This is a genomic window from Hydrogenophaga sp. L76 (genome assembly GCF_057654755.1).
Genome location: NZ_CM172807.1, coordinates 1,931,689 through 1,951,012, shown reverse-complemented (window position 1 = coordinate 1,951,012; position 19,324 = coordinate 1,931,689). Strand labels below are relative to the sequence as shown.

Here is a 19,324-nt window from a genome sequence, read left to right as displayed (position 1 = left end):
GCCCTCCATGACCACGCGCCGCCGCTTCACCCTCACGCAATACCTGATCGAACAACGCCGCCGTTTTCCCAGCGCCAGCGGCGACTTCAACGCGCTGCTGCTCGACGTCGCCCTGGCTTGCAAGGCCATCGCACGCACGGTGGCTTTTGGCGACCTGGGCAGCATGCTCGGTCAGCCGGCGCCCGAAGTCACCACCAGCGTGAACGTGCAGGGTGAAGAACAGAAGAAGCTTGACGTCATCAGCAACGAGTACTTCACGCAGATGACGGAGTGGGGCGGTCATCTGGCGGGCATGGCGTCCGAAGAGATGGACCACCCGTACCAGATCCCGGCCACCATGCAGCGCGGCAAATACATGCTGGTGTTCGACCCGCTGGATGGTTCGAGCAACATCGATGTGAACGTCACCGTGGGCAGCATCTTCAGCGTGTTGCGCGCACCGCAGGACGTGATCGACAGCGGGCGCGATGTGGTCGAGGCCGACTTCCTGCAGCCCGGCACGCAGCAGCTCGCCGCCGGGTATGCGCTCTACGGCCCGACCACCATGCTGGTGCTCACGGTGGGCAATGGCGTGGCCGGCTTCACGCTGGACCCGAACCTTGGCCAGTTCATGCTCACGCACCCCAACCTGCAGATTCCGGAAGACACCCACGAGTTCGCGATCAACGCATCCAACAGCCGCTTCTGGGAAGCCCCGGTGAAACGTTATGTGGACGAGTGCCTGGCCGGCAAGACCGGCGCGCGCGGCAAGGACTTCAACATGCGCTGGATCGCCAGCATGGTGGCCGAGGCGCACCGCATCCTCATGCGCGGCGGCATCTTCATGTATCCGCGCGACACCAAGGACGCCGCCAAACACGGGCGCCTGCGCCTGCTCTACGAAGCCAACCCGGTGGGCATGATCATCGAGCAGGCCGGTGGCCGCGCCAGCACCGGCCGCGAGCCCGTGCTGACCGTCAAGCCCACCGCGCTGCACCAGCGCATCGGCTTTGTGTTCGGCAGCAAGAACGAAGTGGAGCGCATCGAGCGTTACCACAGCGAGCCGGGCGCCTACAAGGACGACAGCAATCCTTTGTTCGCAGAACGCTCCCTTTTCCGCGCCTGATCGCACACCCAACTTTCATCTCCGGGGACAACACCATGTCAGAACGCCATCCCATCATCGCCATCACCGGTTCCAGCGGCGCCGGTACTTCGACCGTCACACGCACCTTCCAGAACATCTTCCGCCGCGAGAACGTGACGGCCGGGATCATCGAAGGCGACAGCTTCCACCGTTTCGACCGCAAGGAGATGAAGGTGAAAGCAGCCGAGGCCGAAAAAGCCGGCAACAACAACTTCAGCCACTTCGGTGCCGAGGCCAACCTGTTCGGCGAGATCGAGAACCTGTTCCGCACCTACAGCGAAACCGGCCAGGGCAAGTGCCGCAAGTACCTGCACAACGCCGAAGAGGCAGCGCCCTACAAGCAGGACCCGGGCACCTTCACCGCCTGGGAAGACCTGCCCGATGGCACCGACATGCTGTTCTACGAAGGCCTGCACGGCGCCGTGGTCACGCCCGAGCACAACGTGGCGCAGTACCCGGACCTGCTGGTCGGCGTGGTGCCCGTGATCAACCTGGAGTGGATCCAGAAGCTCTACCGCGACAAGAACATGCGCGGCTACAGCGCCGACGCGGTGACCGACACCATCCTGCGCCGCATGCCCGACTACGTGAACTACATCACCCCCCAGTTCCAGCACACGCATGTGAACTTCCAGCGCGTACCGATCGTGGACACGAGCAACCCTTTCGTGGCGCGCGACGTGCCCACCGCCGACGAGAGCATGGTGGTGATCCGTTTCGCCCAGCCCAAGGGCATCGACTTCCAGTACCTGCTCAGCATGATCAACGGCTCCATGATGAGTCGTGCCAACACCATCGTGGTGCCGGGCGGCAAGATGGAGCTGGCGATGCAGCTGATCTTCACGCCGTTCATCTGGCGCATGGTCGAGCGCAAGAAAAGAGCGGGTTGACCCCCTGCGCCGCGCCTGATGGCGCGTCACCCCCCAGGGGGCAACGCGAGTGGCCCGGCACAGCCGGGTCCATCGCGTTCCCGGTTGGAGGCACCTCGCGCCGCCGGTATTGAGATTCGAGACAAAAGCATCCCAAGGACAGACCATGACCACACCTTCCCCCGAACTCGCCCGCCAGATGGCCAACGCCATCCGCATGCTCGCTGTCGATGCCGTCGAGAAAGCCAAGTCCGGCCACCCCGGCGCGCCCATGGGCATGGCCGACATTGCCGAGGTGCTGTGGAACCGCCACCTCAAACACAACCCGGCCAACCCGCACTGGCCCGACCGCGACCGCTTCGTGCTGTCCAACGGCCACGGCTCGATGTTGATCTACGCGCTGCTGCACCTCACCGGCTACGACCTGCCGATGAGCGAGCTGAAGAACTTCCGCCAGCTGCACAGCAAGACCGCGGGACACCCCGAAGTGGGCATCACCCCCGGTGTGGAAACCACCACCGGCCCACTGGGTCAGGGCATCACCAACGCGGTCGGCATGGCGCTGGCCGAGAAGCTGCTCGCGCAGGAGTTCAACCGCGAAGACGAAACCGTCAGCCACCACATCGTCGACCACCACACCTACGCGTTCCTGGGTGACGGCTGCATGATGGAAGGCATCAGCCACGAAGCCTGCGCGCTGGCCGGCACGCTGCGCCTCTCGAAGCTGGTGGCGTTCTACGACGACAACGGCATCTCCATCGACGGCCACGTCGAAGGCTGGTTCACCGACGACACGCCCAAGCGCTTCGACGCCTACGGCTGGCACGTGATCCCCAACGTGGACGGTCACAACCCCGCCGCCATCGAAGCCGCACTGCTGGAGGCGAAGAAGCAGGGTGTGTTGCCCCACGGCAAACCCACGCTGATCTGTTGCAAGACCGTGATCGGCATGGGATCGCCCAACAAGGCCGGCACGCACGACGTGCACGGCGCCGCACTCGGTGCGGCCGAGGTGCAGGCCACCCGCGAACAACTGGGCTGGACCGCACCGCCGTTCGAGATTCCGGCCGATATCGCCACCGCTTGGAACGCTACCGAGCGCGGCGCTGCGGCCGAGCGCGCCTGGCGCGAACGCTTCGAGGCTTACCGCGCGCAGTACCCGCTGGAAGCGGCCGAGTTCGAGCGCCGCATGGCCGGTGATCTGCTGCCCGCGTTCGCCGACAAGCTGCCCGAAGTGCTGGAAGCCATCGCCGCCAAGGCCGACGCTTTCGCCACCCGCAAGTCCAGCCAGAACGCGCTCGACGTGCTGGCACCGCTGGTGCCCGAATTCTTCGGCGGCAGTGCCGACCTGACCGGCTCCAACCTCACCAACTTCAAAGGTTGCGTGAAGGCCGGGCGCGACGCCTGGGGCAACCACATGAGCTACGGCGTGCGCGAGTTCGGCATGGCCGCGATCATGAACGGCATCGCGCTGCACGGCGGCTACATCCCTTACGGTGGCACCTTCCTCACGTTCTCCGACTACAGCCGCAACGCGATCCGCATGGCCGCGCTGATGAAGCTGCGCGTGATCCACGTGTTCACGCACGACTCCATCGGCCTCGGCGAAGACGGTCCCACGCACCAGAGCGTGGAGCACGTGCCCAGCCTGCGCATCATTCCCGGCCTGGACGTGTGGCGTCCGGCCGATGGCCTGGAGACCGCCGTGGCCTGGGCATGCGCGATCGAACGCCGTGACGGCCCGAGCGCGCTGTGTCTCTCGCGCCAGAACCTGCCGCGCCTGAGCGACGTGTCCATGGTCGCGAAGATCCGCAAGGGCGGCTACGTGCTGGCCGAAGGCAAACACCCGAAGGCCGTGATCCTGGCCACCGGTTCCGAAACCTCGCTGGCGATGGAAGCCCACGCGGCGCTCGCTGCCGAAGGCATCAGCACCCGCGTGGTGTCCATGCCCAGCAGCAACGTGTTCGACCGCCAGTCCGAGGCCTACCAGGACATGGTGCTGCCGCTGTCGCTGCCCACGGTGGCGGTGGAGGCTGCACACCCGGACTTCTGGCGCAAGTACGTGGGCCGCACCGGCGTGGTGGTCGGCATCGCGACGTTCGGCGAATCTGCCCCGGCGAAAGACCTGTACCAGCACTTCGGCATCACCAGCGCCCGCGTGTGCGATGCCGTGCGCACCCTGGTGCACCGCGCGGCGCACCGCCGCGAAGAAGCGTTGCCCGAGCACATCGTTGTCGGATCGCACTGAACCACCCCCGTCGCTGCGCTTCGCCCCTCAAGGGGCAGCGCCTGCGGCCTGGCAAAGCCAGTTCCGCGGCGCTCTGGGTGAGCTGCCCATCGCCCGCAACGCTTCTTCAATCTGATGGTGTTTGATGTGACTGAAAAATATCCCTACGACCTCATCCTGTTCGACCTCGATGGCACGCTGATCGAGACCGCGCCCGAGATCGCCGACGCAGTGAACGACACGCTCAAGCAGTTCGACCTGCCGCCGGTGACCCAGCAACAGGTGAACGACTGGATCGGCCACGGCACGCGCGAGCTGCTGATCCAGGCGCTCGCCTTCACCGGCGACACCACGGCCGACACGGTGCGCCAGTCCGACAGCTTCAAGCTCATCGAGCACGAGTTCGGCAAGCACTACCAGCAGCGCTGCGGCACCCGCAGCCACCTCTACCCGCACGTGCGCGAAACGCTGCAGGCGCTGCGCGCTGCGGGCGTGAAGCTGGTGGTGATGACCAACAAGGAAGGGCGTTATACCCAGACGGTGCTCGATGCGCACCAGATGGCACCCCTGTTCGACCGCGTCATCAGCGGCGACACCTTGCCGGTGAAGAAGCCCAACCCGGCTGGTATCACCGACTGCCTGAAGCAATTCGGCATGAGCAGTGATCGTGCGCTGTTCGTGGGCGACTCCAGTATCGACGTGGCCACCGCACGCAACGCGGGCATCGCCGTCTGGGCGCTGCCCTATGGCTACAACATGGGCGAGCCCATCGAGGCCTGCAACCCCGACCGCGTGATCCCCGACTTTTCGGCGTTGACCACCTCGCTCTCGGCCCGCGACACCGCGGCGAGTGCCTGAACGCCTTTTCTTATTTTCTTTATCCATCGAGGAGACTTCCCCATGACCATCAGGATCGGTATTAACGGCTTCGGGCGCATCGGGCGCATGGTGTTCCGCGCCGTCACGCAGGAAGCCGAGTTCAAGGACATCGAGGTTGTCGGCATCAACGACCTGCTGGAGCCCGAGTACCTGGCCTACATGCTGCAATACGACAGCGTGCACGGTCGCTTCAAGGGCACCGTGGCCGTCGAGGGCAACCACCTGGTCGTCAACGGCAAGAAAATCCGCCTGACCGCCGAGAAAGATCCCGCCAACCTGAAATGGAACGACATCGGTGCCGACGTCGTTGTCGAGTCCACCGGCTTCTTCCTGACCGGCGATACCTGCCAGAAGCACATCGATGCCGGTGCGAAAAAGGTGGTGCAGTCCGCGCCATCGAAGGATGCAACACCGATGTTTGTCTACGGCGTGAACCACGCCAAGTACGCGGGCGAGGCCATCGTGTCCGCTGCGTCCTGCACCACCAACTGCCTGGCCCCCGTGGCCAAGGTGCTCAACGACAACTTCGGCATCAAGCGCGGCCTCATGACCACCGTGCACGCCGCCACCGCGACACAGAAGACCGTGGATGGCCCCTCCAGCAAGGACTGGCGCGGCGGACGCGGCATCCTGGAGAACATCATTCCCTCGTCCACCGGTGCCGCCAAGGCCGTGGGTGTGGTGCTGCCCGAACTGAACAAGAAGCTCACCGGCATGGCCTTCCGCGTGCCCACCTCCGACGTGTCGGTGGTGGACCTGACGGTCGAGCTGAACCAGGAAGCCAGCTACGAAGACATCTGCAAGGCCATGAAGGCGGCCTCGGAAGGCGCGCTCAAGGGCGTGCTGGGCTACACCAGCGACAAAGTGGTCTCCACCGATTTCCGCGGCTGTTCCATGCCTTCGATTTTTGACGCTGAAGCCGGTCTTGCACTCGACAGCACCTTCGTCAAGGTCGTGGCCTGGTACGACAACGAGTACGGCTACACCTGCAACATGATGCGCTTCGTGCAGCACGTCGGTCGCCACTGATCGGGAGGACCACCATGAAATTCCTCCGATTCAGCGATGTCTGCGCCAGCGGTTTCGCCCGCGGCAAACGCGTCTTCATCCGCGCCGACCTCAACGTGCCCCAAGACGACGAAGGCAAGATCACCGAAGACACGCGCATCCGCGCCAGCATGCCCGCCATCCAGATGGCGCTGGACGCCGGTGCCGCCGTCATGGTGACCTCGCACCTGGGCCGCCCCACCGAAGGCGAGTTCAAACCCGAAGACTCATTGACCCCTGTCGCTGCCCGCATGGGCCAGCTCATGGGCCGCAACATCCGCGTCGTCGCCAACTGGGTGGATGGCGACTTCTCCGTGGCGCCCGGTGAGGTGGTGATGCTGGAGAACTGCCGCCTGAACAAAGGCGAAAAGAAGAACAGCCCCGAACTCGCCAAGAAGCTCGGTACCCTGTGCGACATCTTCGTGCACGACGCCTTCGGCACCGCGCACCGCGCCGAGGGCACGACCTATGGCATCGCCGAGACCGCGCCCATCGCCTGTGCCGGCCCGCTGCTCGCCGCCGAGATGGACGCGATCGGCAAAGCGCTCGCCAACCCGAAGCGCCCGCTGATCGCCATCGTCGCCGGCAGCAAGGTCAGCACCAAGCTCACCATCCTGCAGGCGCTGGCCAAGAACGTGGACGGCCTGATCGTCGGCGGCGGCATCGCCAACACCTTCATGCTCGCCGCCGGTCTGAAGATCGGCAAGAGCCTGGCCGAACCCGACCTGATCGGCGAAGCCAAGGCCGTGATCGAAGCCATGAAAGCGCGCGGCGCCGCGGTGCCGATCCCGACCGACGTGGTCTGCGCCAAGAGCTTCAGCCCCGACGCCGTGGCGACGGTCAAAGCCGCCACCGACGTGGCCGACGACGACCTGATCCTGGACATCGGCCCGGAGACCGCCCTGCTGCTGGCCGAGCAACTGAAGAAGGCTGGCACCATCGTCTGGAACGGCCCGGTGGGCGTGTTCGAATTCGCCGCCTTCGGGAACGGCACCAAGGTGATCGCGCACGCGATTGCCGAGAGCAGCGCCTTCAGCATCGCCGGCGGTGGCGACACCCTGGCCGCCATTGCCAAATACGGCATCGAGAAGGACGTGGGCTACATCTCCACCGGCGGTGGTGCCTTCCTCGAGGTGCTGGAAGGCAAGACCTTGCCGGCGTTCGAGGTGCTGGCGCGCCGGGCCGAGACCCCCTGATTCACGACTTCATTTCATCTTTCCAAGGACATTCCCCATGGCCCTCATTTCCCTCCGCCAACTGCTCGATCACGCCGCCGAGCACAACTACGGCCTGCCGGCCTTCAACGTCAACAACATGGAGCAGGTGCAGGCCATCATGCAGGCGGCCGACAAGGTGAACAGCCCCGTCATCCTGCAAGGCTCGGCCGGTGCGCGCTCCTACGCGGGCGAACCCTTCCTGCGCCACCTGATCTCTGCCGCCATCGAGATGTACCCGCACATTCCCGTCTGCATGCACCAGGACCACGGCGCCGCGCCCGCCATCTGCTTCCGCTCCATCCAGTCGGGCTTCAGCTCGGTGATGATGGACGGCAGCCTGCTGGCCGACGGCAAGACACCTTCAAGCTATGAGTACAACGTGGCAACCACCCGCCAGGTGGTGGACCTGGCCCACGCCTGCGGCGTGTCGGTCGAAGGTGAGCTCGGTTGCCTGGGCTCGCTGGAAACCGGCAAGGCCGGCGAAGAAGACGGCCACGGCGCAGAGGGTGTTCTGGACCATTCATCCTTGCTGACGGACCCCGATGAAGCGGCCGACTTCGTGAGCAAGACCCAGGTGGACGCGCTGGCCATTGCCATCGGCACCAGCCACGGTGCCTACAAGTTCACCAGCAAACCCAGCGGCAAGGTGCTGCGCATCGACCGCGTGAAAGAAATCCACCGGCGCATCCCCAACGTGCACCTGGTGATGCATGGTTCCAGCAGCGTGCCGGAAGACTGGCTCGCCATCATCAACCAGTACGGCGGTGACATGGGCGTGACCTACGGCGTGCCGGTGGAAGAGATCGTCGAAGGCATCAAGAACGGCGTGCGCAAGGTCAATATCGACACCGATCTGCGCATGGCCAGCACCGGTGCCATCCGCAAGCACCTGGCCGAAGACCGCAAGAACTTCGACCCGCGCAAGTTCTACAAGGAAGCCACCAAGGCCATGCAGGCGATCTGCGCAGCCCGCTACGAGGCTTTTGGTGCCGCCGGCATGGCCAGCAAGATCACCCAGGTGCACAGTCTGGAGACGATGCAGAAGCGCTACGACAAGGGTGAGCTGGCCGCCAAAGTGGCGTGATCAAAGTGCGGCGCAGGGGGAGCCTCCGGCGAGAAGGGGCTCTCCCAACCCAGGATGCGGTGGAACCGGCTTAGCCGGGCCACCGCATCGCCCCCTTGGGGGGTGACGCCGCAGGCGGCGCGGGGGGTACCTCTACTTGCTGCTGACGTATTCCGCCACAGCCGCCATCTCCAGCTCCGTCATCTTCTCCGCCACCACGTGCATCACCGCGTTGTCGTTGGTGCGGTCGCGCTTGTTGAACGACTTCAGCTGGGTGTGGATGTAGCCCGAGAACTGGGTCGCCAGGCGGGGCAGGTTGGCCGCACCTTCGGCGTTTTGTCCGTGGCAGCTCACGCAGGCCGGCACGCCGCTGAACTTGTTGCCGTTGTGGTAGATGTACCGGCCCATCGCCGCGAGCTGCGGCTCCTTGGCCTCCTCGCGCGGGATGCTGAACTTCTCGTAGTACTTGCCCAGCGCCAGCATCTCGTCGGGTGTGAGCTTGCTCACCATCTCGGCCATGGCGGTGCTCTTGCGCTGGCCGCTCTTGAAGGCGTTGAGCTGCTTGGCGACGTACTCGGCGTGTTGTCCTGCCAGACGCGGAAACACCTCGCTGGTGGACTCGCCTTGGGCACCGTGGCAGAGGAAACAGGAGCCGCCAGCGATTTTTTTGGCCCGTGCTTCGTCGGCCTGGGACCAGGCGCCGGCGCTGCCCAGCAGCAGTGCGGCGACGGCAACCACCTGGGTGGTAAGGGTGAGTCTGGCAACTTTCATTGCATAACCTCTGACTGATATTTGAAAGCCAAAAAAACGCCCCGGCCTGCGCCAGGGCGTTGTGGAGTATCAGGCCAGGGTGTCGGCCCAGATGTTGCGCGACCAGGCGTGGGCATAGCGGCCTTCGAGCTCGCTGGCCGCGGTCGACACACCTCCGGAGCCGGGCACGGTCAGCATGGTCTTCTTCTCGGCGTCGTAGCGGTGCACGCTGGCCACGTGCACCACGTCTTCGTCGGTCACGAAGCTGTAGCAGGTGTTGGCATAGATGGGCAATGCGAGCGGCTCCTTGCCTGCCAGCAGGGCCACCACGGCGGCCGCACAGGTCTTGCCGTGCTGGTTGGCCATGTGGCCCGACTTGGGCATGCCGGGCGCGATCTGGATCGAGTCACCCAGCACGTGGATGTTCTTCCTCGCCTTCGATTCAAAGGTCAGGAAGTCGACTTCGCACCAGCGGTTGTTGGCGGTGGCCAGACCGGTGGAGACGGCGATGGCGCCAGCGCGCATGTTGGGCACCACGTTGGCGACACCGGCCTTGAAGTCGTCGTTGAATTCGAACTTCAGGGTGTTGGTGGCGGCGTCCACGTCGACCACCTTGTGCTTGGGGCGGTACTCGATCATGCCGTCGTAGTGGTCCTTCCAGGCCTTCATGAACAGGCCCTTCTTCGACTGGATGTCGTCGTTGGCATCGAAGATCACGACCTTGCTCTTGGGTTTGGCCTTCTTGAAGTAGTTGGCCACCATGCAGGCCCGCTCGTAAGGGCCGGGCGGGCAGCGGTAAGGTGCCAGTGGGATCGACAGGGCGTAGACGCCGCCGTCGGGCATGGCTTCGAGCTGCTTGCGCAGGGCGACGGTCTGCGCGCCGGCCTTCCAGGCGTGCAGCACCTTGTCCTGCGCACCGGGCTTGGCCATGCCGGGCAGGGTGTCCCACATGAAGTCGATGCCGGGCGAGAGGATCAGGCGGTCGTAGGGCAGCTCGCCGCCGCTGGCGAGTTTCACCATGCGTTTCTCGGCGTCGATGCTCGCGACCATGTCGCGCACGATCTTCACGCCGTGGCGTTTTTCCAGGTTGTCGTAGGGCGTGGTGATGTCGGCGATGGTCTTGCTGCCCTGGATCACCAGGTTGGAAATCGGGCAGGAGACGAAGGCCGGATTCGGCTCGATCAGCGTGACATTGATACCGTAGTCGGAGAACAGGCGCACGTATTTGGCGGCGGTGGCGCCGCCGTAGCCACCCCCGACCACCACCACCTTGGCACCACTGGCGCCTCCAGCCGCACAGCCACCCAGCAGGCCCAGACCCGCAACCGCCGAACCGGCGCCCAGCGTTTGAACAAATTGACGACGTTGCATCATGGTGGGTTCTCCTTATTTTTTCAGGGCTGAGAAGTAGGCGGCCAGCTGTTGCAGCTGTTCGTCGGAATAGCCCTTGGAGAGCTGGTGCATGATGGTGGCGGGCTTCTTGCCGGTCTTGAAGTCCATCATCTTCTGGAGCAGTTCGTCCTTGTCCTTGCCGGCCAGGGATTCCATGCCGGCCTCGGCCTTGCCCATGGTGCCGTGGCAGTTGGCACAAGCCGCCGCCCACGCGCGCACCTGGCTCACCTCGGCCTGCACACCAAAAGCGGCTGCGCTCAGCGCTCCCACTGCCAGCCATTTCATTGTTTTGATCATCGTCACCTCCAGAGTGTGGTTGGAAAAAACACCATCTAAAACTGTAGCAGAGGGTCTTCCGGTGCGCCAAGCATCAGTAATTCCGCATATTTAGATGATTGATGCTAGCACCGTGATCGGACCCTCCAAACCGTAAAAACCCTATCGGATTTCGTTCGCAATCGGGCGAAAAAGTCAGCGCGGGGTAAGGGTTTGCGGTTTTCCAGGTCGACGAGGGAGGTCCATGTTTCGGGGGCCTGTTGGTGCGCCTCCTGTCAGAAAAGTGTGGAAATTCGGGTTTACACTAATCTGTATATAGGCATTCAATCATATAGTTGATTGATCGAAGTCAAACAGATCTGGAGACCACCGGTGGATGACATGCACGAGGTTTTTGAGTCCGTGGCGCGCTACTTCAGCGTGCTCGGCGAGCCTACGCGGCTGCGCATCCTGTACGCGCTGTGTCAGGAAGAAAAGTGCGTCAACGAGATCATCAAGGTGACGGCGCTGGCGCAGGCCAATGTGTCGCGCCATCTTGGTCTCATGTACCAGGCTGGCATGTTGTCGCGCCGCCGTGAGGGTACCCAGATTTTTTACAAGGTGGCCGATCCCATGTACGTCGAGCTGTGCCGCACGGTGTCGATGCAGGTGGCCGATCGAGCAGACAGCACGTCAGTTTCCCGAGAAAGTTTCAACCATTTTGTTGAAGACATGACCCCGCGCCAAAGCCCCAAGGTCAAAACCAAAGCCAGGGCCAAACGCAATCCCCCCGCCAACCAGAAGGAAGAAGCAAGTGTCTAAAGACCTGAGCGAAGTGATTGGACGCGTGATCCCCGCGCCCGAAAATTTTCTGAGTCCCGAGAAGCTCGAACAGGCGCGCAAGGCCCGTCGAAGCTTCATGGGCAAGGCATTGGCCATGGGCGCCGGTGTGGCCGCCACGGCCGGAGCCGCCACGCGCGCCATGGCCGCTGATGGCGAGGAAGCCATCCTCAAGATGCCCGAGCACTCCACCGGGCTGGGACAGGCGGTGGCTATCGAAGACGGCTATGGCAAGCCCAGCAAGTGGGAAACCAACCTGCGCCGCCGCCAGAGCCCGGGCCTGACCCGTGTGGACCAGGCTTCGGTGAGCTTCACGCCGCTGCAGGGCCTGTTCGGCATCATCACGCCCAGCGGCCTGCACTTCGAGCGCCACCATCAGGGCTGGTGGGACATCGACCCGTCCAAGCACCGCCTGATGATCAACGGTCTGGTCAAGCGCCAGCGCGTCTTCACCATGGACGACCTGATGCGCCTGCCCAGCGTGTCGCGCATCCACTTCATCGAGTGCGGCGCCAACACCGCGACCGAATGGGGCAACGTGGCGGTGCCCACCGTGCAGTACACGCACGGCATGGTCAGCTGCTCCGAGTTCACCGGCGTGCTGCTGTCCACGCTGCTGGAAATGTGCGGCTACGACAAGAAGGCCGCCAAATACGTGCTGGCCGAAGGGGCCGACGGTTCTTCCATGACCCGCACGATCGACATCGAGCGCGCCATGGACGATTGCATCGTGGCCTGGGCCATGAACGGCGAAATGCTGCGCCCCGAGAACGGCTATCCGCTGCGCCTCGTGGTGCCGGGCATCCAGGGCGTGAGCTGGGTCAAGTACCTGCGCCGCATCGAAGTGGGCGACCAGAAATACGCGACCAAAGACGAGGCGGTGCACTACATCGATCACATGCCCGATGGCACGCACCGCCAGTACACCGGCATCCAGGAAACCAAGAGCGTGATCACCACGCCTTCGGCTGGCCAGACGTTGCTGGACAAGGGTTACTACAACGTGACCGGTCTGGCCTGGTCGGGCCGCGGCTCGATCAAGCGCGTGGACGTGAGCGTGGACGGTGGCCGCAACTGGCGCACCGCCCGCATCGAAGGCCCGGTGCTGCCCAAGGCCATGACGCGCTTCAACATCGACTGGGTGTGGGATGGCAAGCCCGCCATCCTGCAGGCCCGTGCCATCGACAGCACCGGCTATGTGCAGCCCAAGATCAACCAGCTGCGTGCCGTGCGCGGCACCAAGTCCGTCTACCACCAGAACGCCATCCAGAGCTGGCTGGTGTCCGAAAACGGTGAAGTCTCCAACGTGCAGGTGTACTGATGAAATCCATTTTTAAACTCTCAACGAAAGCCGTTGTTCTGGCGTCTGCGCTCTCGCTGGGTTCTGCCTTTGCGCAGACCGCGCCGTGGCACAACATGGGCCGCGACGCCACGCCCGCCGAGGTGAAAGCCTGGGACATCGATGTGCGCCCCGACTTCAAAGGCCTCCCCGCTGGTGCGGGCAGCGTCTCGCAGGGTGAAGCGGTCTGGGAAGTCAAGTGCGCTTCCTGCCACGGTTCGTTTGGTGAGTCCAACGAGGTGTTCACGCCCATCATCGGCGGCACCACCAAGGACGACATCAAGAACGGTCGCGTGAAGGGCCTGGAAGAGGGCAAGAGCATCTCGCCCCAGAAGACCACCATCATGAAGGTGGCCACGGTCTCCACGATCTGGGATTACATCAACCGGGCCATGCCCTGGAACGCGCCCAAGACGCTGACCACCGACGAGGTCTATGGCGTGACGGCTTACCTGCTGAGCCTGGCCGAGATCGTTCCGGCGGATTTCACCTTGACCGACAAGAACATCGCCGAGGTTCAGAAGCGCATGCCCAACCGCAACGGCATGGTGTTCTACGAGCCGCTGTGGAAGGCGAACGGCAAGGGCGATGTGAAGAACGTGGCCTGCATGAAAGACTGCTCGGTGGATCCCACCGTGCGCTCATTCCTGCCCGACTTTGCCCGCGACGCTCACGGCAACATCCAGGAGCAGAACCGGGTGATCGGTCCGGTTCGTGGTGCCGACACCACCAAGCCCGCGCCCAAAGGTCCTGTGGGTTCGGTTGCACCGGCTCCGGTGGTGCTGGCCGCCCGCACGGCCACCGGTGGCGCTGACACCAAAGGCATGCTCAACACCAACGCCTGCACGGCCTGCCACGGCTTGAAGAGCAAGATCGTCGGCCCCGGCTTCAACGAAATCGCTGCCAAATACAAGGGCAAGGCCGACGCCGAAGCCTATCTGGAAGGCAAGATCAAGGCGGGTGGTTCGGGTGTCTGGGGTGCCGTGCCCATGCCGGCCCAGGACCAACTCTCGGCCGCTGACGCCAAGACCATCGCCAAATGGATTGTGGAGGGCGCGAAATAAACCGGAATTCTCCCAACTTGTATGCGCCGCGGAGGTGACGTGATCCACGTGTCTCTTCAAATATGCGCATTTAATCGTTAACCCCCATACGTTTTTTACCAAGGAGACCCTAAGCTATGAAGATGGATTTCAAACAGGTTGTCCTCGCCGCTTCGGCCCTGCTGATCACCGCAGGTGCTTATGCCGTGGACGCTGCCGCTGCCAAGGCACTCGCTTCCAAGAACGCATGCCTGGCCTGCCACGCTGCGGACAAGAAGCTGGTGGGACCCTCATACAAGGACGTGGCCGCCAAGCACAAGGGCCAGGCCGATGCCGAAGCCAAGGTGGTCGCACGCATCAAGTCTGGCGGTTCCGGCATGTACGGTCCGGTGCCCATGCCTCCCCAGCCGAACCTGAAGGATGACGAGCTCAAGCTGCTCGCAGCCTGGGTCCTGGCCGGTGCCCCCGATAAGTAAACTCACCCTCACTTTTTTTCAGGAGTTCCCCATGAACAGTTCCCGTCGCACAGCCATCAAGTCCACCGGCGCGTTCGCCTCCCTGATCGCCCTGGGCCTCGTCACCCAGAGCCAGGCCCAGGCCGCCGTGGATCACGCCAGCTTCCAGGTCAAGACCCTGGAAGATGCCCTCAAGGCCATCGGTGGCACCGCTGCCTCCAGCGACCAGGTTTCCGTGGTGTCGCCCGACATCGCTGAAAACGGCGCCGTGGTGCCCGTGGGCGCCACCAGCAAGCTGCCCAACACGACCGAGATGTACCTCATCGTCGAGAAGAACCCGACCCCGCTGTCGTGCGCTTTCATGATCCCCGCCGGTACCGCTGCCGACGTGCAGACCCGTCTGAAGATGGGTCAGAGCACCAACGTGGTGGCCGTGGTCAAGGCCGACGGCAAGCTGTTCTCGGCCACCAAAGAAACCAAAGTGACGCTGGGTGGCTGCGGCGGCTGATCGCCCCGAGCTCACACCACACATCCCCGCAAACCATATTTTTTGAATTGATAGGAGTCCATCATGGCTGATCCGATGCGCATCCGTGCCGCCCTCGCTGGCGACGAAACCACCGTTCGCGTGCTCATGTCCCACCCCATGGAACCCGGTACCCGCAAGGACGCGGCCGGCGCCCTCATTCCCGCCCACTTCATCAAGGATGTGGAAGCCACCAGCGCCGGCAAGACCGTTCTGAAGGCAATGTTCAGTGGCTCCGTGTCGCAGAATCCCTTCCTGTCCTTCAAGTTCAAGGGCGGCGCCAAGGGTGACAAGGTCGTGGTGAAGTGGACCGACAGCAAAGGCGATTCCCGCACCGACGAAGCCGCCATCGCCTGATCGGGCGCGGGCAAGAGACGGCCAGTCACGCCAGGTGCTGGCCGTTTTTGATTTTTCACTGCACAAGAAGGAGACCCCCAGATGAAACAAGCCGTGGTTTACCGCAGCGCTTTTGTGGCCGCCGCACTGACACTGGGTGCTGCTGCGGCGTCTGCCCAGGGCAATGCCACGCTCGATGGCATCGCCAAGTACCGTGAGATGCTGCAGGATGGCAATCCGGCCGAGCTGTTCGAAATGAAGGGCGAAGAGCTCTGGAAACAGAAGCGCGGTCCGAAGGCTGCCACGCTGGAACAGTGCGATCTGGGCAAGGGGCCTGGCGTGCTGAAGGGGGCGTTCACCGAGTTGCCGCGCTACTTCAAGGACACCGGCAAGGTGATGGACCTGGAGACGCGCCTGATCCACTGCATGACCACCTTGCAGGGGTTTGATTCGGCCGAGCTCTACAAGGCAGCGCCATCGATCGGCAAGGGTGAAGGCGCCAATCTGGTGGCCATCACAACCTACGTAGCGACCCAGTCCAAGGGTCTGCGCTTCAACCTGCCGAACAACACCGAGCAGGAAAAGGCGATGTACGAAGTGGGCAAACGCCTGTTCTTCCAGCGCAGTGGCCCGCACGACTTTGCGTGCTCGTCCTGCCACGGCGTCGAAGGGGGGCGCATCCGCCTGCAGGACTTGCCCAACCTGACCAAGAATCCGGGTGACGGCATTGGTTTCGCCGCATGGCCTGCCTATCGGGTCTCCAACTCGCAGATGTGGACCATGCAGAAGCGCCTGAACGATTGCTACCGCCAGCAGCGCTTCCCTGAACCCAAGTTCGGCAGCGATGCCACCATTGCCCTGGGCGTTTACATGGGCGTCAACGCCAAGACCGCCGAATCCATTGTGCCGGCCATCAAGCGCTGATCAGGAGACTCAACCCATGAAAAAATCGATCTCTTTTGCACTCGTTCCTCTGGCCGTGGTTGCGCTCAGCGCCTGCACGACAGGCGTCGGTGGAGCGGACTACGACAAGATGCACGCCAATGTGGTGGCCTCTTCTTTCCAGCCCAAAGGCATTGCCACGATGGAATACCTCAAGCAGGACGAAACCAACCGCCTGTGCAGCGCTGCCGATGTCGCGGGCAAGCCCCTGGATGAGAAGACCGCCAAAGCCATCGAAGCCGCCGAGCTCAAGACCGTGAAGATGCCCAGTGACGGCAAGTTCCTGGGTGACTGGAAAGAGGGCGAAAAAATTGCCCAGAGCGGCCGTGGCCTGACCTGGACAGACAAGGCCGAAGCCGCCAATGGGGGCAACTGCTACAACTGCCACCAGATGGACAAGAAGGAAATCTCTTTCGGCAACCTGGGTCCCAGCCTGTACAACTACGGCAAGCTGCGCGGTGTGACGGATCCGAATGCCGCCGCATCCAAGGCGATCGTGGAATACACCTGGGGCAAGCTGTGGAACTCGCGTGCCTACAACGCCTGTTCCCAGATGCCGCGCGCAGGCCACAAGGGCATTCTCAACGAGAAGCAGCTTCAACACGTGATGGCGCTGTTGCTCGACCCCGCTTCACCGGTGAACCAGTGATGAAACCACGCCCACAGGACGCCTGACCTGTGGTGCGGCCTGCTCCCGGTGTCGAACCGGGGGCAGGATGTCGGCAAAAAAATTTGGCGCAAATATCAGCAATCAATTGTTAAGGAATGTTTATGAGCTTCAGTCGTCGTGAATTCATGCAGGTGCTGGCCGTGGCCAGCGCGGGTGGCATGGCTCTGGACCACAAGGATGTGCTGGCCGGCAAGCCGGGTGCGGGTCAAGCGATGTACGACTTGCCCAAGTTCGGCAACGTCAGCTTCCTGCACTTCACCGACTGCCACGCGCAGCTGATGCCCATCTACTTCCGCGAGCCCAACGTGAACCTGGGCGTGGCCGAAGCCGTGGGCCGCCCACCGCACATCGTGGGCGAGAGCCTGCTCAAGTACTTCAAGATCCGCCCAGGGACCCCCGAGGCCCATGCCTTCACTTACCTCAACTTCGAAAGCGCTGCCAAGACCTACGGCAAGGTCGGCGGTTTCGCGCACCTGGCCACGCTGATCAAGCAGATGCGCGCCAGCCGCCCCTACGCCATGCTGCTCGACGGTGGCGACACCTGGCAGGGCAGTGCCACCGCGCTCTGGACCAATGGCCAGGACATGGTCGACGCCTGCAAGCTGCTCGGCGTCAACGCCATGTGCCCGCACTGGGAATTCACGTTGGGCGAAAAGCGCGTGCAGGAGATCGTGGAGAAGGACTTTGCCGGCAAGCTCGACTTCCTGGCGCAGAACGTCAAGACCAACGACTTCGGTGACCCGGTGTTCAAGCCCTACGTCATCAAGGAAATGAACGGCGTGCCGGTGGCCGTGATCGGCCAGGCCTTTCCCTACACGCCCATCGCCAACCCGGGCTACATGGTGTCGAACTGGACCTTCGGTATCCAGGACGAGAACATGCAGAAGATGGTGGACGAGGCCCGCTCCAAGGGCGCACAGGCCGTGGTGGTCATCTCGCACAACGGCATGGACGTGGACATCAAGATGGCTTCGCGCGTGACCGGCATCGACGCCATTCTCGGCGGCCACACACACGACGGCATGCCCGCTCCCATCGTGGTGAAAAACGCCAAGGGCCAGACCCTGGTGACCAACGCCGGCTCCAACAGCAAGTTTCTCGGCGTGCTCGACTTCGACGTGCGCGGTGGCAAGGTGCAGGACTTCCGCTACAAGCTGCTGCCGGTGTTTGCCAACCTGTTGCCGGCCGACCAGGAGATGCAGACCTACATCGACAAGGTGCGCGCGCCCTACAAGGCCAAGCTTGACGAAAAGCTGGCCGTGTCCGAAGGCCTGCTCTACCGCCGTGGCAACTTCAACGGCTCGTGGGACCAGCTCATTGTCGACGCGCTGATGGAGGTGAAGGGTGCCGACCTGGCGTTCTCGCCCGGCTTCCGCTGGGGCACCACCATCCTGCCGGGCCAGGCGATCACGCGCGAACTCATGATGGACCAGGTGGCCATCACCTACCCGACCAGCACGCTCACCGAAATGAGCGGCGAGACCATCAAGACCGTGCTGGAAGACGTGTGCGACAACCTGTTCAACCCCGACCCCTACTACCAGCAGGGCGGCGACATGGTGCGTGTGGGCGGTCTGGCCTACACCTGCGACCCCAAGGCTGGTTCGGGCAAGCGCATCAGCAACATGATGCTCAAGGGAAAGACCATCGAAGCGGGCAAGACCTACAAGGTGGCTGGCTGGGCGCCGGTGGCCGAAGGTGCCAAGGGCGAGCCGATCTGGGACGTGATGGAGACCTATTTCAAGAGCCACAAAACCATCACCACGCGCAAGCTCAACACCCCCAAAGTGGAAGGCATGCAAGGCAATCCCGGCATAGCTGCCTGAGCGGTATGCCCCGGGCGTGAACAGGTGGATGGCGCGTTTGATATGCTTCCTCCGCCTGTTTACTCTCCAAGGAATTTTCGATGATCAAGAACGCAGGGATGCTGATCGCGGTGCTGGTGCTCGCGGGTTGTGCATCTTCAAAACCCTTCTGGGCCAAGCCCAACGTGTCCTCCGATGACACCTACACCCAGTTGTCCGAGTGTCGCTTCCAGGTGGGCTTGAACAAGGTTCCCAAATCAGAGCAGGAACTCATGGTGGCGCACTGCATGCGCGGCAAGGGCTTCCGGCTGCTGGCCAACGACAGCTGAGCACCCGTGGGGCGCTGAGTCACCAGCAAAAAATCCCCTCGCGGCGCGGCTGTGAAGGGGATTTTTTTGTGCCCCCGATATGTCCCCAGGAAAGCGTTGGCTGAACGGGCGCCGTGGGGGGATAGACCCAGAAACACAAAAGCCCCGGAGTACGGGGCTTGTGGTTGGTCTTGTGGACTCCTTGGGAAGTCCGGAAACCAGTCTGTGGCGGAGA

At 63.2% G+C, this 19,324-nt stretch carries 20 protein-coding genes; 17 read left to right on the top strand and 3 right to left on the bottom strand.

Features of this window, described 5'->3' with window-relative positions; all coding sequences use genetic code 11:
* Positions 1-7 precede the first annotated feature (7 nt).
* The 7 genes from AC23D4_RS09305 (at position 8) to fba (ending at position 8,449) form a co-directional block, all read left to right on the top strand.
* Positions 8-1,105, top strand: a complete 1,098-nt coding sequence (locus AC23D4_RS09305; RefSeq protein ID WP_472888329.1) for a class 1 fructose-bisphosphatase — start codon at positions 8-10, stop codon at positions 1,103-1,105.
* A gap of 35 nt (positions 1,106-1,140) precedes the next feature.
* Positions 1,141-2,016: a phosphoribulokinase gene (locus AC23D4_RS09300; protein ID WP_472888328.1), complete on the top strand. Its 876-nt coding sequence runs from the start codon at positions 1,141-1,143 to the stop codon at positions 2,014-2,016.
* Positions 2,017-2,161: 145 nt separating this feature from the next.
* Positions 2,162-4,243, top strand: a complete 2,082-nt coding sequence (gene tkt, locus AC23D4_RS09295) for a transketolase (RefSeq protein WP_472888327.1) — start codon at positions 2,162-2,164, stop codon at positions 4,241-4,243.
* 126 nt (positions 4,244-4,369) lie between these two features.
* The gene (locus AC23D4_RS09290) at positions 4,370-5,080 is read left to right on the top strand and encodes a phosphoglycolate phosphatase (RefSeq protein ID WP_472888326.1); all 711 of its coding nucleotides are present in this window, start codon (positions 4,370-4,372) and stop codon (positions 5,078-5,080) included.
* A gap of 42 nt (positions 5,081-5,122) precedes the next feature.
* Entirely contained in the window at positions 5,123-6,130 is a 1,008-nt protein-coding gene (gene gap / locus AC23D4_RS09285) for a type I glyceraldehyde-3-phosphate dehydrogenase (protein ID WP_472888325.1), read from the top strand.
* A 14-nt stretch (positions 6,131-6,144) separates the two neighbouring features.
* On the top strand, positions 6,145-7,344 hold the full coding sequence (locus tag AC23D4_RS09280) for a phosphoglycerate kinase (RefSeq protein ID WP_472888324.1): 1,200 nt from the start codon (positions 6,145-6,147) through the stop codon (positions 7,342-7,344).
* Positions 7,345-7,381: 37 nt separating this feature from the next.
* On the top strand, positions 7,382-8,449 hold the full coding sequence (gene fba / locus AC23D4_RS09275) for a class II fructose-bisphosphate aldolase (protein ID WP_472888323.1): 1,068 nt from the start codon (positions 7,382-7,384) through the stop codon (positions 8,447-8,449).
* A gap of 132 nt (positions 8,450-8,581) precedes the next feature.
* Here the strand turns inward: fba and AC23D4_RS09270 are convergent, their stop codons facing one another.
* The 3 genes from AC23D4_RS09270 to AC23D4_RS09260 form a co-directional block, all read right to left on the bottom strand.
* On the bottom strand, positions 8,582-9,199 hold the full coding sequence (locus AC23D4_RS09270) for a c-type cytochrome (RefSeq protein ID WP_472888322.1): 618 nt from the start codon (positions 9,197-9,199) through the stop codon (positions 8,582-8,584).
* A gap of 69 nt (positions 9,200-9,268) precedes the next feature.
* Positions 9,269-10,549: an FCSD flavin-binding domain-containing protein gene (locus AC23D4_RS09265; RefSeq protein ID WP_472888434.1), complete on the bottom strand. Its 1,281-nt coding sequence runs from the start codon at positions 10,547-10,549 to the stop codon at positions 9,269-9,271.
* A 15-nt stretch (positions 10,550-10,564) separates the two neighbouring features.
* Positions 10,565-10,867, bottom strand: coding sequence for a c-type cytochrome (locus AC23D4_RS09260; RefSeq protein ID WP_305723101.1), 303 nt, complete (start codon positions 10,865-10,867; stop codon positions 10,565-10,567).
* A 360-nt stretch (positions 10,868-11,227) separates the two neighbouring features.
* On the opposite strand from AC23D4_RS09260, the gene AC23D4_RS09255 reads away from it, so the two are divergent.
* The 10 genes from AC23D4_RS09255 (at position 11,228) to AC23D4_RS09210 (ending at position 19,110) form a co-directional block, all read left to right on the top strand.
* Positions 11,228-11,647 (top strand): ArsR/SmtB family transcription factor, encoded by a 420-nt coding sequence (locus AC23D4_RS09255; protein WP_472888433.1) that lies wholly within the window; start codon positions 11,228-11,230, stop codon positions 11,645-11,647.
* Positions 11,640-12,986 carry a sulfite dehydrogenase gene (gene soxC, locus AC23D4_RS09250; protein WP_472888321.1) on the top strand — a complete coding sequence of 449 codons (1,347 nt, stop codon included), beginning with the start codon at positions 11,640-11,642 and terminating at the stop codon, positions 12,984-12,986. Before AC23D4_RS09255 ends, soxC begins: the two co-directional genes overlap by 8 nt.
* Positions 12,986-14,068 carry a c-type cytochrome gene (locus AC23D4_RS09245; RefSeq protein WP_472888320.1) on the top strand — a complete coding sequence of 361 codons (1,083 nt, stop codon included), beginning with the start codon at positions 12,986-12,988 and terminating at the stop codon, positions 14,066-14,068. The genes soxC and AC23D4_RS09245 overlap by 1 nt, the downstream gene beginning before the upstream one ends.
* Positions 14,069-14,184: 116 nt before the next feature.
* On the top strand, positions 14,185-14,523 hold the full coding sequence (locus AC23D4_RS09240) for a c-type cytochrome (protein WP_472888319.1): 339 nt from the start codon (positions 14,185-14,187) through the stop codon (positions 14,521-14,523).
* Positions 14,524-14,554: 31 nt separating this feature from the next.
* A complete protein-coding gene (soxY, locus tag AC23D4_RS09235) occupies positions 14,555-15,010 on the top strand; it encodes a thiosulfate oxidation carrier protein SoxY (protein WP_305723098.1) in 456 nt (151 codons plus the stop codon).
* A gap of 63 nt (positions 15,011-15,073) precedes the next feature.
* Entirely contained in the window at positions 15,074-15,385 is a 312-nt protein-coding gene (gene soxZ, locus AC23D4_RS09230) for a thiosulfate oxidation carrier complex protein SoxZ (protein ID WP_177135562.1), read from the top strand.
* An 81-nt stretch (positions 15,386-15,466) separates the two neighbouring features.
* Complete coding sequence (soxA, locus tag AC23D4_RS09225; RefSeq protein ID WP_472888318.1) at positions 15,467-16,288, top strand: sulfur oxidation c-type cytochrome SoxA; 822 nt, start codon at positions 15,467-15,469, stop codon at positions 16,286-16,288.
* Positions 16,289-16,304: 16 nt separating this feature from the next.
* The gene (gene soxX / locus AC23D4_RS09220) at positions 16,305-16,955 is read left to right on the top strand and encodes a sulfur oxidation c-type cytochrome SoxX (RefSeq protein ID WP_472888317.1); all 651 of its coding nucleotides are present in this window, start codon (positions 16,305-16,307) and stop codon (positions 16,953-16,955) included.
* A 122-nt stretch (positions 16,956-17,077) separates the two neighbouring features.
* On the top strand, positions 17,078-18,802 hold the full coding sequence (soxB, locus tag AC23D4_RS09215; protein ID WP_472888316.1) for a thiosulfohydrolase SoxB: 1,725 nt from the start codon (positions 17,078-17,080) through the stop codon (positions 18,800-18,802).
* An 80-nt stretch (positions 18,803-18,882) separates the two neighbouring features.
* Positions 18,883-19,110, top strand: coding sequence for a hypothetical protein (locus AC23D4_RS09210; protein WP_472888315.1), 228 nt, complete (start codon positions 18,883-18,885; stop codon positions 19,108-19,110).
* Positions 19,111-19,324 lie beyond the last annotated feature (214 nt).